Below are 16,232 nucleotides of genomic sequence, written 5' to 3' on the forward strand. Positions count from 1 at the left end.
TGCCCCTGACATGCTAGTGGAAATCATCAATCAAAAATTAGGTTACACAAAGCTAACTATATGGAAAGTAAATACGATAACCTTTAGAGCCAGTCAGTATAGTCATGTGACGGGTCGTTATGAAAAGAAAAAACTACATCAACGTTGGAGTCAAATTGGAAGTCATCTCGTACACCGAGATTTATATAGTGCGTTTTTACTGATGAATAGTGATACAAGCTTACAAAATACTAATCAAGACTTATGCAATTAAACGTTTACTACCTTTTTAGAGTTACACAATCAACATATAGAAGACTTGAAACAAGTAAAGAAAACATTCCCTCTTAGCATGGGTATGGGTATCAAACAAATAAAGTGAAGAGTATCCCCCGCAGGTAGAGCTACCTACTTTCGTTAAAACTCATTGCCAACACAACTTCGGTTGTGTAGATTAGAAAGTTTTATGGAACAGAAGATAAATCAAAGATGTTTTACACAGGACATGGCAACACCATCTGTGGAGAGCTTTGTAACGCTTCTCTTAAGTATATAAGAACCCCGCTGCTGTAGCTGTGGGAGTAGTCAGAAATGAGTTATTCAAGAACATGATACAAATAATGGAATATTTTTTCTGAAATAGTGAAAGAATGAAAAGAAAAGTGAAACTATTTTTTCCATTTTACCGTATAATCATTATTAATGAGAGGATGTGGACGTATTGTCAATTGCAATAGTTGCTATTATTGGTGGAGTAGTTATTAGTTTAGCAGGGATTTTTACTGATGCTCATACAAGAAAGGAAAAAATTAGATTAAAGGCTATTGAGAAAGAGACGGAGTTAGAAAAGCTTCGATTAGAAACGTATACGATGGAAACAGAAAAATTACGTCTAGAATTAGAGCAATCCAAAGTGTTATTATTAGAGGAAAAACAAAACTCAACTAAGTAACTTGGATTACATGTGAAAGAGTATTTCAGGAATGGCACTTTTCCGCTATAATGGAAATACGACGCTAGAGGGGAAGAAGACCGCATGTCTGATTATGAACAGTTTATAGAAGGTATAAAGCGCAAAACAGGAATAGATTTAGCGCTATATAAAGAAGCGCAAATGAAAAGACGATTAACATCTCTGTATGAGAAAAAAGGATATCGTAATTTTGTGGACTTTCTAAAGGCACTTGAACAAGATCGTGATTTAATGAATGAGTTTTTAGATCGCATGACGATCAATGTTTCCGAATTTTATCGTAATGGGAAGCGTTGGGAAGTGTTACAGAAAAAAATATTTCCGAAATTACTGCAATCTAATAAGCGTTTAAAAATTTGGAGTGCTGCTTGTTCAACAGGTGAAGAACCTTATTCTTTAGTTATGGTATTATCTCAGCTAGTGCCATTATCTCAAATTCAAATTGTTGCTACTGATTTAGATGAGAATGTCATTCAAAAGGCGAAATTAGGTGTGTATCCAGAGCGCTCATTAGCAGAAGTGCCGAGTGATATTAAAGCTAAGTATTTTGAGCAAGAAGGTTCCTTTTATAGGGTCAAGGATGAGATTAAACGTTGTGTGACGTTTAAGAAGCAGAATCTACTAAATGACAATTACGATTCTAATTATGATTTAATTGTTTGCCGCAATGTGATGATTTATTTTACTGAAGAAGCGAAGGATCAGATTTATACGAATTTTAGTAAAGCATTGCGCAAGGATGGGGTTTTATTTGTTGGATCTACTGAGCAAATTTTTAACCCATCTCGTTATGAGTTTGAAGTCGAGGATACATTCTTCTATAGAAGGACCTAGTAAATAATATGAGAAAAGCATTCGTACAAAAAGGCAGTATAAATGGCGTGTACATATTTTTAAAAAGCTTTAGACATAGATGAATCGTACGCTTTTCGCTTTGCCATAAGCAAAAAGCGTATTTTTTATTAGTTATCGTAAAAGCATGGTTGGTGAAGATTAATGATTAGTGGAGATTTTTCTATGTACATCATTCAGAATATTCTAATTTAAAAACGGATAAAGTTGCTGGGTAATTCGGAATTTGCAAACAATTGAAACGAGTCTTGAAAGACATTTGCAAAAGAACTGTTTTTTTAGAGAATATATGTTATAGTGAAAAATACATACTTTAGCGAGTTGAAGGGAGAAAGTGTTTATGCGTTACTTAACAGCGGGAGAGTCACATGGCCCCCAATTAACAACAATTATTGAAGGTTTACCATCGCTCTTACCAATTACAGCAGAAAAAATTAACCACGATTTAAAGCGTCGTCAAGGAGGACATGGGCGAGGTCGCCGTATGCAAATCGAAACGGATACAGTAGATATTGTTGCTGGTGTTCGTCATGGACAAACACTTGGTTCTCCCGTAGCGCTAGTAGTCACAAATGATGACTGGAAGCACTGGATAAAAATTATGGGAGCAGAACCATTAGCAGAAGATGTGAACCCTGAAGATATTAAACGTCAAATTTCACGTCCTCGTCCAGGACATGCAGATCTAGTAGGGGGCATGAAATATGGACACCGTGATTTACGTAATGTGTTAGAGCGTTCTTCAGCGCGTGAGACAACAGTTCGTGTAGCTGTAGGTTCTGTTGCAAAAGCGCTTTTAAATGAATTAGGTATTTCCATAGTGGCACATGTAACAGAAATCATTGGTATTAAAGCAGACACTTCCTTAGTAGAAGGAAAATCAGTAGATGAAATTCGTGCCATTGTTGAAGCTGATCCTTGCTATTGTGTTGACCCAGAGGCTTCCGCAAAAATGGTGGCAGCAATCGATGAAGCGAAAAAAGCAGGAGACTCAATTGGCGGTGTTGTTGAAGTCATTGTAGAAGGAATGCCAGCCGGTGTAGGTTCTTATGTTCATTATGACCGAAAGCTAGATTCGAAATTAGCAGCTGCCATGTTATCTATCAATGCATTTAAAGGTGTTGAATTTGGAATCGGATTTGAAATGGCACGCCGTAAAGGCTCTGAAGTCCATGATGAAATTATTTGGTCAGAGGAAGAAGGCTATACACGTGCAACGAATCGACTTGGCGGCTTAGAAGGTGGAATGTCTACTGGAATGCCAATTGTTGTACGTGGTGTAATGAAGCCAATTCCTACATTATATAAACCGTTACAAAGTGTTGATATTGAAACGAAAGAGCCATTTAAAGCTAGTGTAGAACGCTCTGATAGCTGTGCAGTACCAGCAGCATCAGTTGTTGCTGAGCACGTTATTGCCTGGGAAATAGCGAATGCGATTGTAGAACAATTCCATAGCGATCAATTACCTCAACTAAAAGCTCAAATCGACGAACACCGTCGATCTACAAAGGGGTTCTAATTTATGCGAGTACCAGTAGCGACGAAGTCACATCAATATGAGGTTGTCATTGGTCATAATTTTTTGGCAGAAGCAGTAAAAGAATTCGATGATCAGCTTCAAAAAGCCGATAAACTCATCGTTTTTACGGATGCTAATGTGTGGGCAGCGCAAGGAGATTATTTCAAGGCTAATTTCCCTTATCATTTTGAGGTCTTTGTCTTACCAGGTGGTGAGGCATGTAAAACCTTCGAACAATACTTTGCGGCACAAACGTTTTTACTTGAACAAAAATGCTCACGTAAATCATTTGTTTTTGCATTTGGTGGGGGTGCTGTAGGTGATTTAACAGGCTTTGTTGCTGCCACATATATGCGAGGGGTGCCGTTTATTCAAATTCCAACAACGATTTTAGCACATGACTCAGCGGTAGGCGGTAAGACAGCTATTAACCATCCACTAGGTAAGAATATGATTGGGGCGTTTTATCAACCTGAGGGAGTCATTTACGATACTATATTTATCGACAGCTTACCTGAGCGTGAAGTACGTTCAGGAACAGCTGAAGTGATCAAGCATGCGATGATTTCGAATGCAGCGTGGTTAGAGGAATTAATGGCTGTAGAGACGGTTATTCATTTCAGCACAGAAGAATTAGCGAAGCAGCTTAGAAAAGGAATTGAAGTAAAAGCGCAAATAGTAGCAGAGGACGAAACCGAGCAATCCGTGCGGAAATTTTTAAACTTAGGTCATACTTATGGTCATGCCATTGAAGCGGCCGCTGGTTATGGAAAAGTAGCGCATGGCGAGGCTGTAATGATTGGACTCGTGTATTGTTTATTATTAAGTGAAAGATACGGAAAATTAGACCGTAACTTCACTACAGCATTTTTACATTTTGCAGTGAAGAATGGCTATCCATTTGAATCTGTGAAAATGTATACTTTTGATCAGTTAACAGAGTATTTAATGAAAGATAAAAAAGCGGAGTATGGTATTTTACAATTTGTATTATTGGATGAAATTGGTAAACCTTTCGTGCAACCAATTGATTTAACAGAATGCAGAGAAGTAGACACCGAATTCCGACAGCTATTAGCGGAGGTGCTTGTATGATTCGTGGACTTAGAGGAGCAATTACAATTGAATCTGACAGGCCAGAGCTTGTATGGGATGAGACAGCAAGATTAGTGCGTGAAGTAGTAACAGCAAATAACGTGGAAATCGATGATATTGCTTCCATACTTATTTCCACAACACCTGATATTACGTCAGCATTTCCTGCACGTGCTGTACGGTTAATGGACGGATGGCAATATGTACCTGTCATGTGTACGCATGAAATGGACGTGCCAAACGCACTGCCACTTTGTATTCGTGTATTAATACATGCGAATGTAGAAGTGGCACAAAAAGATGTAAAACACTTGTATCTCAATGATGCAGTGAAATTAAGACCAGATTTAGCCCAAGCTAAATAATTAGAGGAGATGTTTAAGATGAAATGGAAACAACAACTGGACGGTATGCAAGCATATAAGCCTGGTAAACCAATTGAAGAAGTACAACGAGAATATGGCTTACAAGAAGTCGTAAAATTAGCATCTAACGAAAACCCATTTGGGTGCTCACCTAAGGTAACTGCTTATTTACAAAATAATTCAGTAAATCATGCTATCTATCCAGACGGCTATGCGCAAAATTTACGTACAGCTGTTGCAAATAATCTAGGTGTCAAAGAAACACAGCTTCTTTTTGGTAACGGCTCCGACGATATCATTGCGATTATTACTCGTGCATTGTTGTATCCAGGTGTAAACACAGTGATGGCAGACCCATCTTTCTCTCAATACTGGCATAATGCTGCAATAGAAGGTGCGGAGGTACGTAAAATTCCTTGTATCGAAGGTACACATGACCTAGCAGCAATGATAGCAGCAATTGATGAAAACACATCGGTCGTTTGGGTTTGTAGTCCAAATAATCCAACAGGTGTTGTGATACCAGATGTTGAATTACGAGCATTTTTAGCTAAAGTACCAAGTGATGTGCTAGTAGTATTAGATGAAGCTTACATCGAATACGTAACACATCCTGGTCACAGAGATACTCTACCTATTATTGACGAGTTTCCAAATGTACTATTGTTGCGTACATTCTCAAAAGCATATGGTCTTGCTTCTTTCCGAGTTGGTTATGCAATTGGGCAACCAGACGTGATTGCTAAACTAGATCCCGTAAGATCGCCATTTAATAATACAATTCTAAGTCAAGCGGTTGCGACAATCGCTTTAAGTGATCAAGATTTTATAAAGGCTTGCCGAGAAGCAAATGAAAAAGGTAAAAAACAATATGTTGATTTTTGTGAAAAGCATAATTTGCAATACTTCCCGTCTGATACGAACTTTATTTTCTTTAATACGAATGCCGATAGTGATGTTGTTTTCAATGAGCTAATGAAACGAGGCTTTATCATCCGTAGTGGAAATGCATTAGGATTACCTGGGTTTATCCGCGTGACAATCGGAACAGAGGCTCAAAATGAAGCGTTGCTAGGTCACCTTGAAAACGTCTTAAAAGAGCAAGGAGTTTTTGCATGACGACACGTAAAGTGCTCGTTATTGGGCTAGGCCTCATTGGAGGCTCAATTGCCTTAGCGTTACAAAAGGCACCCGAAACAAAAATTATTGGCTATGATATGGATGAGAAAACACGTGAACATGCGAAAACGTTAAATATTGTGCATGATATTGTGACAGATCCAAAAGAAGTGGTGGACGACGTAGATGTTATCATTTTTGGAACTCCCGTTAACGCAACTCTTGAATGGATGGAACAATTAAAAACATGGCCGTTGAAAAATAAAGTAATCGTAACAGATACAGGTAGTACAAAAAAGAGGATTATGCAAAAGGCTGGGGAACTACGTGAGTTAGGCATTACCTTTATTGGAGGACATCCAATGGCAGGCTCACATAAAAGCGGTGTTTTAGCTGCAAAGGCTCACCTTTTTGAAAATGCGTATTATATGCTAACACCACTTGCTGGTGAAGAAATTGTCCATATGGCACAGCTTGAAAGTTTATTAAAGTTTACACATGCAAAGGTTGTAAGTGTATCTGCTCGTGAGCATGATCATATGACAGCTGTAGTTAGTCACTTCCCGCATGTAATTGCTGCTTCTCTTGTGCACCAGTTGGGCGGAGAAAATGGTGAGTATCCGATGACACGTTCACTTGCTGCAGGGGGCTTCCGTGATGTAACGCGTATTGCGTCATCCAATCCGATTTTATGGCGAGATATTACATTGCAAAATCGAGATGAGCTAATTGCACAGCTAGATGGCTGGGAAAAGGAAATGAGTCGTGTTAAGGAGCTCCTTTTAAATGGTAGCTCGGAGGACATTGAAAAATACTTTGCAGTTGCCAAAGAGCTAAGAGATGAATTACCGATTAGTGCTGGAGCAATGTTTACATCATTTGACTTATATGTTGATGTTCCTGACTATCCGGGTGTTATTTCTGAGGTGATAGGCATACTTGCAGATGAAGCGATTAGTATTACGAATTTACGTATCGTAGAGTCACGAGAGGACGTGTTCGGAATCCTTGTTATTAGCTTACAAAGCGAAAGTGACCGTGAACGAGCAGCAGCGTGTATACAAAAGCGTGCTAAATATGAAACATATATTTCATAGGCAGACTAGAAAAGCTTAATAAGAAATACATTTTTTAAAGAAAGCGTCGAAATTACGGCGCTTTCTATCTTCATATTGGGGGGAAGAAAACGATGAGTGAAAAAGTATTACAATATGATAAACCTTCCTTACAAGGGACTTTAACGATTCCAGGTGATAAATCTGTTTCTCACCGTTCCGTTATGTTTGGAGCGATTGCAACGGGTAAAACGACAGTTGATGGCTTTTTATTAGGGGAGGATTGTTTGAGTACAATTGATTGCTTCCGAAAGCTTGGTGTGAAGATTGACGTGGAAGGAACAAATGTATCTATCGACAGTCCAGGTATAGAGGGGTGGCAAGAGCCCACTGAGGTACTATACACAGGAAACTCTGGTACGACGACGCGTTTGATGCTAGGGATTCTAGCCGGATCTAATGTCCACTCAGTAATGACAGGAGATGCGTCCATTGGAAAACGACCGATGCGCCGTGTTATTGATCCGTTACGTCAAATGGGTGCACACATTACTGGAAGGGCAGATGGACAATATACACCATTAGCCATTCAAGGTACAACATTACAAGCTATTGATTACCACATGCCTGTTGCGAGTGCTCAGGTGAAGTCAGCTATTTTACTTGCGGGTTTACGTGCTGAAGGTACGACAATTGTGCGAGAAACGGAAGTATCTCGAGATCATACTGAGAGAATGCTACGTCAATTTGGTGCACGGGTTGACGAGGTGGATGGTGTTATTGCATTACAAGGAGGGCAAACTCTAACGGGGACGCATGTTTCTGTACCAGGTGATATTTCATCAGCAGCATTTTTCTTAGTAGCAGGAGCTATTTGTGAAGGTAGTAAAATAACGCTGGAAAATGTCGGAATTAATCCAACACGAGATGGTATCATCGAAGTACTTCATAATATGGGTGCATCGATAACGGTTATGCCGAATGAAGATAGCCAATCAGAGCCGACAGCAACAATTACAATAGAAACGTCAGCATTAAAAGGAACTACAATTGAAGGAGATATTATTCCTCGTCTTATCGATGAAATCCCGATTCTTGCTTTATTAGCAACGCAGGCAAATGGCAAAACGATTATTAAGGATGCCGAGGAGTTAAAAGTGAAGGAAACAGATCGGATAACGGCTGTAGTGGATGAATTGAAAAAACTAGGTGCTTCTATTGAAGCGACTGAGGATGGAATGATTATTGAAGGACCAACTCCATTACGTGGTGCTCACTTAAAAACTTACGGTGATCATCGTATAGGCATGATGGGCGCTGTTGCTGCATTAATAACAGACGGTACTATAACTTTAGATGATGCAGAATGTATTGCGGTTTCTTATCCATCGTTTTTCGAGCACATAGAGGAAGTAAAGTAAAGTCTATCTTTATTCAGCAGAATACTCCTACCTCTGACTGTGGAGAGATGATTGCGGTTGAGGTTTCTTTTTAGTGGATGTACCAAACGCCTACTGAAATGTAGGAACTCACTCTTAAGCATGCCACGTTCTGTGCCAATACCGAAATGGCCGACATCGTGTCGGCCATCGTGTGCAGACCTGGGCACAATTCAAAATCCGGACTAAATTGCGCCAAGGCGAAATTAATCCTGACTCTCCAAGTCTTTTGGGGAGTTTTTTCTTGTTTCGAAAGAAAATGTTTTGTAGCATAAAGATATAAATGAAAGAATAGGTGAATGACTGTGAACAATGCGATGACTGAAATGATGCAAGCACTTGAACAAGGAGACTTAGCATTAATTGAACAGCTACTTGAATCATTTTTAACGAAGGAGCTACCTGAGGAAATTTATACGATAGCAGAAATGTTTATGCAGTATGGGTATATGAAGGAAGCTGACCGTGTACTGGAGCATTTACAATTTTTATTCCCAGAAGAGGCACAGTTGAAAATTGATCGTGCAAACGTCTTAATGGAACTTGGCGCTGAAGATGAAGCGCTAGATTTTTTATTAGAAATAGAGGAGACATCTCCAGAATATCCCCAAGCATTATTAGTATTAGCGGATTATTATCAAATGCAAGGGTTATTCGAAGTAGCGGAAATGCGTATTAATGAGGCCCTATCTATATTACCAGACGAGCCATTATTACAATTTGCTAAAGCGGAGCTTTTATTTGAAACGGGTCGTTTTTTAGAGGCTGCGAGACTATATGAAGAATTATATGAACAACAAGTTGAATTTGCAGGGATAAGTCTTGTTGAAAGACTTGCTGAGGTGTATCGTGCTGGAGCTGCCTATGAAACGGCTTTAGATTACTATTTAAAAGCACTTGACGATGAAATAAAGCCAGATGTTTTATTTGGTGCTGCATATTCGGCCTTTCAATCACAAAAATATGAGATGGCCATTAAACAATTAGAAGAATTAAAAGAATTAGACCCTGATTATTTTTCTGCCTATTTATTGCTTGCTGAAAGCTATGCCATGACGGAGGACAATAAAAAAGCTTATGCTGCCATTCTAGAAGGATTAAAGCGTGATGAATATGATAAGTCCTTATATTTATTTGCAGGTAAAATGGCTTTAAAAGCTGGTTTGCCAGATGAGGGTGAACAGCATCTACGTGAAGCTATTGCCTTAGATCCTGAATACATGGAGGCAGTATTGGCATTAATCTCTGTGTTGGCACAGCAAGAGCGTCATGAGGATGTAATAGAATTATTTGAAGAGTTGCAAAAAAATGATTTTGAATGGAGCACATTATACCCATTTGCTGCGGTTGCATATGAAAATTTAGAATTGTACGACCGTGCATACGAATTTTACCGTTTGGCATATAATGATTTTAAGGAAGACGCAGCATTTTTAGAAAAATATGTTTATTTCCTATTAGAAGAAGGAAAGCGTTCAGAAGCAAAAGAAGTACTTAGCCAATTAATAACTATTCAACCTGGTGAACTAGAGTGGCAAGAGAAGTTAGAAACCTTAGAATTTGAGTAAAGGAGGGAGTGGGTATGACTGCTTCTGTATCAGTTGTCGATAAAAAAGCATTTGTTAGATGGTTTTTAAAGAATTATCAATTGAAACGTCGTGAGTGTGTATGGATTTTGAATTACTTATTAAGCAACGATGAGTTATTAAAACGAATTCGATTTGTTGAAGAAGCTCATTATTGCCCTAGAGCAATGGTAATGTCAACAGTTGACTCAACAGGTGTGCCATTTCGTTTCTACAAAGGTAATGTAATGACAGCAGATGCTGAGAAATCTTTTCATGATTTACGCTTACATGAACATGAAGATATGTATATACAATTGAATTTTCCTAATGTACCTCCAAGTGCACAATACTTAGCAGTTCTTGAAGAAAACCCTTATATGCCGGAAGCACTGATTGTCAGTGAAAAAGATCGTTTACTGGCAGAAGAGCTGCTTTCCAACAGCTTACTCGTATTCCAAGAAGAAAAATTACTCGCACAAATTGATGAAGCTCTCGATCAAGGAGATGAAGAGCGGTTTTATGAATTGTCTAATTTGTTACAAGCTCTAAAGGAAACTGCTAATTTACATTAGTTATAGGCAAAAATTGAATGTCCTTTATCTACCTCAATATGATAACATAACAAGTGAATGATTGTTTTCACTTTTTATTGGTTATCCTATTGAAGAGTGGAGAAGGGCATTTTTTTATTTTCATTACGTAGTTACGTTATATGTAACATGAGGAGGTTTGTGAGATGTATTTTAATGCAAGCGATGTGACATCGTTTATGGCACAGAAGGAATTTATCGATACAGCAATTGTTCCACTCGTAACCGTCGATTTATCTCCTGAAAAAATGAAACAGAGTGGTACAGAGGCAGATTTTTTGTTATCGCTTACATCTTTTATTGAGCAACAGTTTAAAGGCCGTCTATTACTGATGCCACCATTTTCGTATAGTGCAACATTAAAAAGCGAAGATATGCCGAAGGAATTAGAGGCACAATTACATAATGCTGGTTTTAAGCATGTGTTCTTCATTACTTGTGACCATTTTTGGACAAATATTGGAGAGGAAGTAAATGTTGTTTGGCTACCAGCGATTCCGTTAGAAAGTATGGATAAAGGTGTGAAAAACTCTATTCTTGAAGATCAATTGCGACAAGTTATTCCGATGCTTTCGACCAAATGGGCACAGATTTAACAATTTGTTTCAATAAATGTTCACATTCTCCAGCTTTCCACAGAATGCTATATTGACCAAGCTATGGAGTTGATATATCATAGATATGTCCTAGTATTACTATTTGTAAAAAAATGTCCGTTGGACTGACCTTTAAGTTAGAGGGGGGAAAAAAATGAGTAATAATCGAGTTTCACGTCGTCAATTCCTAAGCTATACACTAACTGGTGTAGGTGGCTTTATGGCGGCAGGTATGCTGATGCCGATGCTTCGTTTTGCAATTGACCCAGTACTACAAAAACATACTGGTGGGGACTTTATAAAGACAGAGCATAAAATCGCTGATATTACTAAAGAACCTATTAAAGTTGACTTAAAATTTGAACAAGTTGATGCATGGTACAAATCAGAGGTAACAAACGTAGCGTGGGTTTTCAAAGAAGGCGATCAAATCGTTGCATTATCTCCTGTTTGTAAGCACTTAGGTTGTATGGTGAACTGGGGAGAAGATTCTGCACACCCAGATCAATTCTTCTGTCCTTGTCATGCTGGACGTTACGAGAAGAATGGTAAAAACATACCAGGAACACCACCAACAGGTCCGTTGGATGAATATGAAGTTAAAGAAGAAGATGGTTACTTATTGCTTGGTCCAACTAAAGCAAATACTCTAGTTAAGTAAGGGGGTACAAAACAGTGCTAAATAAAATTTATGATTGGGTCGATGAACGCTTAGATATTACACCTATTTGGCGTGATATTGCCGACCACGAAGTGCCAGAGCACGTGAACCCTGCACATCATTTTTCAGCATTCGTTTACTGTTTCGGTGGATTAACTTTCTTCATCACGGTAATTCAAATACTATCAGGTATGTTTTTAACAATGTACTATGTACCAGACGTAGTGAATGCTTGGAAATCAGTTTATTATTTACAAAACGAAGTAGCATTTGGTGAAATCGTACGCGGTATGCACCACTGGGGAGCTTCATTAGTAATCGTAATGATGTTCTTACACACGCTTCGTGTATTCTTCACAGGTTCTTATAAGAAACCACGTGAATTAAACTGGATGGTTGGTGTAGGGATTTTTGGTGTAATGATGGGTCTTGGTTTTACAGGATACTTATTACCATGGGATATGAAAGCATTATTCGCTACAAAAGTAGGTATCGAAATTGCTGCATCTGTACCGTTTATCGGTGAATGGATTAAAATCTTATTAGCGGGTGACTCAACTATTCTTGGTGCTCAAACGTTAACACGATTCTTTGCGATTCATGTATTCTTCTTACCTGCAGTATTGTTTGGGTTACTTGCAGCACACTTTATCATGATTCGTCGTCAAGGAATTTCAGGGCCGTTGTAATAGTTCTTGACGGTTCGATGATTTTTTAAAGGAGGGGACATAATGCATCGCGGAAAAGGAATGAAATTTGTTGGTGATTCTCGTATTAAAGCGAATCACAAAATGCCGAACGTTCCAAAGGATTATTCCGAATATCCAGGTAAGACGGAAGCTTTCTGGCCGAACTTCTTACTAAAAGAATGGATGGTTGGTGCTGTATTTTTAATAGCTTATTTATTATTAACAGTTGCACATCCATCACCTCTTGAAGGACCAGCTGATCCAACAAGAGCATACGTGCCATTACCGGACTGGTACTTCTTATTCATGTATCAATTATTAAAATACTCATATGCTTCAGGTCCATATAATGTTATTGGAGCAATTGTAATTCCAGGTCTTGCATTTGGAGCGCTATTATTAATGCCATTTTTAGATAAAAGTCCAGAACGTCGTCCATCTAAACGCCCATTACCAACAGCGTTTATGTTATTGACATTGGCTGCTATGTTCTACTTAACTTGGGAGTCAGTTGTTAACCATGACTGGGAAGCTCAAAAAGCTATGGGTGCAATTGTAGAAGAGGTTGAGGTTGATATTGATGAATCTCTACCAGGATTTGCAATTTGGAACGGTGACACTGGTGAACAAGCTAAAACTTGTATCGGCTGTCATGCTGCTGACTTAAAAGGTGGTCCAGCGGCTCCAGCATTAGTTGGTAATAAACTAACAGCTGAAGAAGTAGAAGATATTATCCACAATGGTCGTGGCAATATGCCAGCTGGTGCTTTCGCTGGTACAGATGAAGAAGCGAAACAATTAGCTGAATTTATTGCGAGCTTAAAGGCTAAGGAATAAGCTTTGTTTTAAAAGAGTCAGGAAACTGGCTCTTTTTTTCTAGTCTAATAATGTGACTGTTACAGCTTCAAAAAAGTTCCCGTACAATATATTATTGCAACAATAATATTTATTAGGATTTACATACTATTTAAGATCGAGACAAATGCCCATTCACTCCTGTGGGAAACTAGCAATTCAATGCTGTATGTGTGAACAAACCGAGGAGGCAAAGCGGTAAGTTGTTGAAAATGCGGGGAAGTCACTAGAATTTATGTAGTGCTACACAGTGGGCAATACCACAATATTTGATGCAGTCTATGTTTAAGAGGAATATTAGAAAAAAGCTCATCTACAAAGGTAAGGATGACATTGGTTAAAACCTAAGCTATATAAGTTGATTTCCGTTACGACTGGGCAGGAAAGCGCCCAGTCGTAACGGAAATCAACCCTACATTATGGTTATACGTAAAAAATACTGCTACTATTCAATATTGAAAGAACGTGGCAAATTAACGACTATTTAATACATAATAACAGACAAAAAAGGCATCTTAGTAAAGACAGAAGATAAAGGAGTTTTAATTATGCAAATTACACGTGCAAACGTCTGGTATCTCCTTACACATAAGTCATTTTTAATACTTTTACTTATTATCAATCTATTAGGAACTATTTACGGTTATTATTGGTACGGATGGCAGCTTGCTATAACGGAACCGATTTTTTATATTTTTGTTCCGGATAGTCCGACAGCCAGCTTATTCTTTTGCTTCGTATTGTTAGCTTGGATCATGGGGAAAAAATGGCCTCTAATGGAGGTGCTAGCCCTTATTACATTAGTTAAGTATGGAATTTGGGCTGATGTGATGAATATTTGGACGTTGATTGAAACTGGATCTATTGGCTGGCAAGGCTGGATGCTTGTAGGCTCGCATTTTATGATGGCCTTCCAAGCGATTATATACCTTGGTAAATATGTTTTTTCATATTGGCATATTGCCGTGGCAGCCGTATGGACATTGCATAATGATGTGATTGACTATGTATTTGGCCAAATGCCGATGTACCGTGATTTAGCGGATTACACAAGCTATATCGGTTATTTTACTTTTTGGTTATCGATTGCATGCATTTTTCTAGCGATCTTCTCAATTAGGTGGCGCAAATATTTGCCGAATTAGGTAATTGATTATAGAATTATAGTATCGAGATAGAAAGGGGTTAGAAAATTGTCAACAACCATGTATATTGTTTATTTTGCAATAATAATGCTACTGCCGCTTTACGCACAGATGAAAGTAAAGGGCACGTATAATAAGTTTGCAAAAGAACGTACAATGAAGGGACAAACTGGTGCAGAGATAGCGCGTGCGATTTTAGATGCAAATGGCTTATATGATGTACGAGTTGTTCCAACACAAGGTGTATTATCTGATCATTATAATCCGGCGACAAAAACAGTTGCTTTATCGGAAAGTAACTTCTACGAGGCGAGTATTGCTGGAGCTGCAGTTGCTGCCCACGAAGTTGGCCATGCCATCCAGCATAAAGAAGCTTATTCAATGCTAACATTACGTAGTAAGCTAGTGCCGGTTGCAAATATTTCATCAAATATGTCTTGGATATTTGTTATGATTGGTATTTTTGCAAGTAGTACAAATATGTTACTTTTAGGTATCATATTATTGGCAGCAGGTGTGGTTTTCCAATTAGTAACGTTGCCAGTAGAGTTTGATGCATCCAAGCGCGCGTTAGTGCAAATGAATTCTTTAGGGATTATTACAAATGAAGAAGAGCGTCCAGCGCGTAAAGTGTTAAGCGCTGCAGCATTAACATATGTTGCCGCAGCAGCAGTAGCTGTATTAGAATTATTACGTTTAGTATTAATCTTTACAAATATGCGAAGTGACGACTAATTAAAGAACTTGTTGTAGTGGTATTTCACTATAGCAAGTTTTTTAATCCGTCAAATTGTAATATGTAAAAAAAAGCCTACCTCAACGAATGTTTTATTCGAGAGAGCAGGCAAATTGTTCATTTTAATGGAGTGGTTGTTTTTGGTCGTCGAGCGTGAAGCCTTCTCCTGCCACATCCCGTACTTCTATTATAGAGACGAAAGCGTGAGGATCGACATCATAAACAATAGATTTTAAACGTACAACTTCATTGCGACCAATGACACAATAAATAACTTCTTTTTGTTGCTTCGTAAAATGGCCATGGCCTTCAAGTATAGTAATACCGCGTTCCATTCGTAATGCAATCATTTCAGCAATGGCGCTAGATTTTTCAGATATAATAAGTGCTCCACGTGCTGCATAGGCTCCTTCTTGAACAAAATCAATGACGCGCGCGCCAACAAATACCGCGACAAGGGTATACATCATAGAGCGTGCATCTAAAAACGTTATCCATGACAGTGTAATGACAATTGCGTCAAAGATGAACATCGTTTTACCCATACTCCAGCCAAAATATTTATGCCCAAGGCGAGCTAAAATATCTACACCGCCAGTTGTACCACCGAAGCGAAAGACGATACCGAGTCCTAATCCAACAAAAACTCCTGCAAAAAGTGCAACTAGTAGTAAATCATCCTCTAAATGAATAGTAAATTGATATTTTTGGAAAATTTTTAGGAAAACTGAAACAGATAAAGTTCCAACGAGCGTATAAATAAATGATTTTTTTCCAAGTAAACGATAACCAATAATAAACATAGGAATGTTTAATAGTAAATTCATGAAGGCAGGGTCCCAGCCTAGTGTAAAATAAAGTATGAGTGTAATCCCACTTAGGCCACCTTCACCAAGTTGATTTTGCATGTTGAAGTGGACGAAGCCGAAGCTAAAAATTGCAGCTCCGAGCATTATTGCGATGATATTGATGACTTTGATCTGTTTTAGCATA

18 protein-coding genes are annotated in these 16,232 nt (G+C 38.4%); 17 read left to right on the forward strand and 1 reads right to left on the reverse strand.

Annotated features, from left to right (window positions below):
* The first annotated feature begins 10 nt into the window (after window positions 1-10).
* The 17 genes from B1B04_RS26010 to B1B04_RS03395 all read left to right on the forward strand — a co-directional run bounded on the left by B1B04_RS26010 (window position 11) and on the right by B1B04_RS03395 (window position 15,238).
* On the forward strand, window positions 11-253 hold the full coding sequence (locus tag B1B04_RS26010; RefSeq protein ID WP_240518182.1) for a hypothetical protein: 243 nt from the start codon (window positions 11-13) through the stop codon (window positions 251-253).
* 447 nt (window positions 254-700) lie between these two features.
* Window positions 701-931 (forward strand): hypothetical protein, encoded by a 231-nt coding sequence (locus B1B04_RS03320; protein WP_079559916.1) that lies wholly within the window; start codon window positions 701-703, stop codon window positions 929-931.
* 84 nt (window positions 932-1,015) lie between these two features.
* Window positions 1,016-1,786 carry a CheR family methyltransferase gene (locus B1B04_RS03325; protein ID WP_079559917.1) on the forward strand — a complete coding sequence of 257 codons (771 nt, stop codon included), beginning with the start codon at window positions 1,016-1,018 and terminating at the stop codon, window positions 1,784-1,786.
* Window positions 1,787-2,144: 358 nt separating this feature from the next.
* Entirely contained in the window at window positions 2,145-3,326 is a 1,182-nt protein-coding gene (gene aroC, locus B1B04_RS03330; RefSeq protein WP_079559918.1) for a chorismate synthase, read from the forward strand.
* A gap of 3 nt (window positions 3,327-3,329) precedes the next feature.
* Entirely contained in the window at window positions 3,330-4,421 is a 1,092-nt protein-coding gene (aroB, locus tag B1B04_RS03335) for a 3-dehydroquinate synthase (protein ID WP_079559919.1), read from the forward strand.
* Window positions 4,418-4,786 (forward strand): chorismate mutase, encoded by a 369-nt coding sequence (gene aroH, locus B1B04_RS03340; protein WP_079559920.1) that lies wholly within the window; start codon window positions 4,418-4,420, stop codon window positions 4,784-4,786. The genes aroB and aroH overlap by 4 nt, the downstream gene beginning before the upstream one ends.
* Before the next feature lie 18 nt (window positions 4,787-4,804).
* Window positions 4,805-5,905, forward strand: a complete 1,101-nt coding sequence (gene hisC / locus B1B04_RS03345; protein WP_079559921.1) for a histidinol-phosphate transaminase — start codon at window positions 4,805-4,807, stop codon at window positions 5,903-5,905.
* Window positions 5,902-7,002: a prephenate dehydrogenase gene (locus B1B04_RS03350; protein ID WP_079559922.1), complete on the forward strand. Its 1,101-nt coding sequence runs from the start codon at window positions 5,902-5,904 to the stop codon at window positions 7,000-7,002. Before hisC ends, B1B04_RS03350 begins: the two co-directional genes overlap by 4 nt.
* 92 nt (window positions 7,003-7,094) lie before the next feature.
* On the forward strand, window positions 7,095-8,381 hold the full coding sequence (gene aroA, locus B1B04_RS03355) for a 3-phosphoshikimate 1-carboxyvinyltransferase (protein ID WP_079559923.1): 1,287 nt from the start codon (window positions 7,095-7,097) through the stop codon (window positions 8,379-8,381).
* A gap of 317 nt (window positions 8,382-8,698) precedes the next feature.
* The gene (locus B1B04_RS03360) at window positions 8,699-9,967 is read left to right on the forward strand and encodes a tetratricopeptide repeat protein (protein ID WP_079559924.1); all 1,269 of its coding nucleotides are present in this window, start codon (window positions 8,699-8,701) and stop codon (window positions 9,965-9,967) included.
* A gap of 14 nt (window positions 9,968-9,981) precedes the next feature.
* Window positions 9,982-10,539, forward strand: a complete 558-nt coding sequence (locus B1B04_RS03365) for a ReoY family proteolytic degradation factor (RefSeq protein WP_079559925.1) — start codon at window positions 9,982-9,984, stop codon at window positions 10,537-10,539.
* Window positions 10,540-10,703: 164 nt separating this feature from the next.
* On the forward strand, window positions 10,704-11,153 hold the full coding sequence (locus B1B04_RS03370; protein ID WP_079559926.1) for a DUF2487 family protein: 450 nt from the start codon (window positions 10,704-10,706) through the stop codon (window positions 11,151-11,153).
* A 154-nt stretch (window positions 11,154-11,307) separates the two neighbouring features.
* Window positions 11,308-11,814 carry a Rieske (2Fe-2S) protein gene (locus tag B1B04_RS03375; RefSeq protein ID WP_079559927.1) on the forward strand — a complete coding sequence of 169 codons (507 nt, stop codon included), beginning with the start codon at window positions 11,308-11,310 and terminating at the stop codon, window positions 11,812-11,814.
* A 14-nt stretch (window positions 11,815-11,828) separates the two neighbouring features.
* Window positions 11,829-12,503 (forward strand): menaquinol-cytochrome c reductase cytochrome b subunit, encoded by a 675-nt coding sequence (qcrB, locus tag B1B04_RS03380; RefSeq protein ID WP_049666761.1) that lies wholly within the window; start codon window positions 11,829-11,831, stop codon window positions 12,501-12,503.
* A gap of 42 nt (window positions 12,504-12,545) precedes the next feature.
* On the forward strand, window positions 12,546-13,340 hold the full coding sequence (locus B1B04_RS03385) for a menaquinol-cytochrome c reductase cytochrome b/c subunit (protein ID WP_079559928.1): 795 nt from the start codon (window positions 12,546-12,548) through the stop codon (window positions 13,338-13,340).
* 566 nt (window positions 13,341-13,906) lie between these two features.
* Window positions 13,907-14,503: a lipoprotein heptaprenylglyceryl N-acetyltransferase LhaT gene (lhaT, locus tag B1B04_RS03390; RefSeq protein WP_079559929.1), complete on the forward strand. Its 597-nt coding sequence runs from the start codon at window positions 13,907-13,909 to the stop codon at window positions 14,501-14,503.
* A 60-nt stretch (window positions 14,504-14,563) separates the two neighbouring features.
* Window positions 14,564-15,238, forward strand: a complete 675-nt coding sequence (locus B1B04_RS03395) for a zinc metallopeptidase (protein ID WP_079560351.1) — start codon at window positions 14,564-14,566, stop codon at window positions 15,236-15,238.
* Between the two features lie 123 nt (window positions 15,239-15,361).
* Here the strand turns inward: B1B04_RS03395 and B1B04_RS03400 are convergent, their stop codons facing one another.
* Window positions 15,362-16,231: a YitT family protein gene (locus B1B04_RS03400; protein ID WP_079559930.1), complete on the reverse strand. Its 870-nt coding sequence runs from the start codon at window positions 16,229-16,231 to the stop codon at window positions 15,362-15,364.
* Between the last annotated feature and the right edge of the window lies 1 nt (window position 16,232).

The sequence above is a fragment of the Lysinibacillus sp. KCTC 33748 genome (assembly GCF_002237755.1).
In the GTDB taxonomy this organism is placed as follows: Bacteria; Bacillota; Bacilli; order Bacillales_A; family Planococcaceae; genus Lysinibacillus.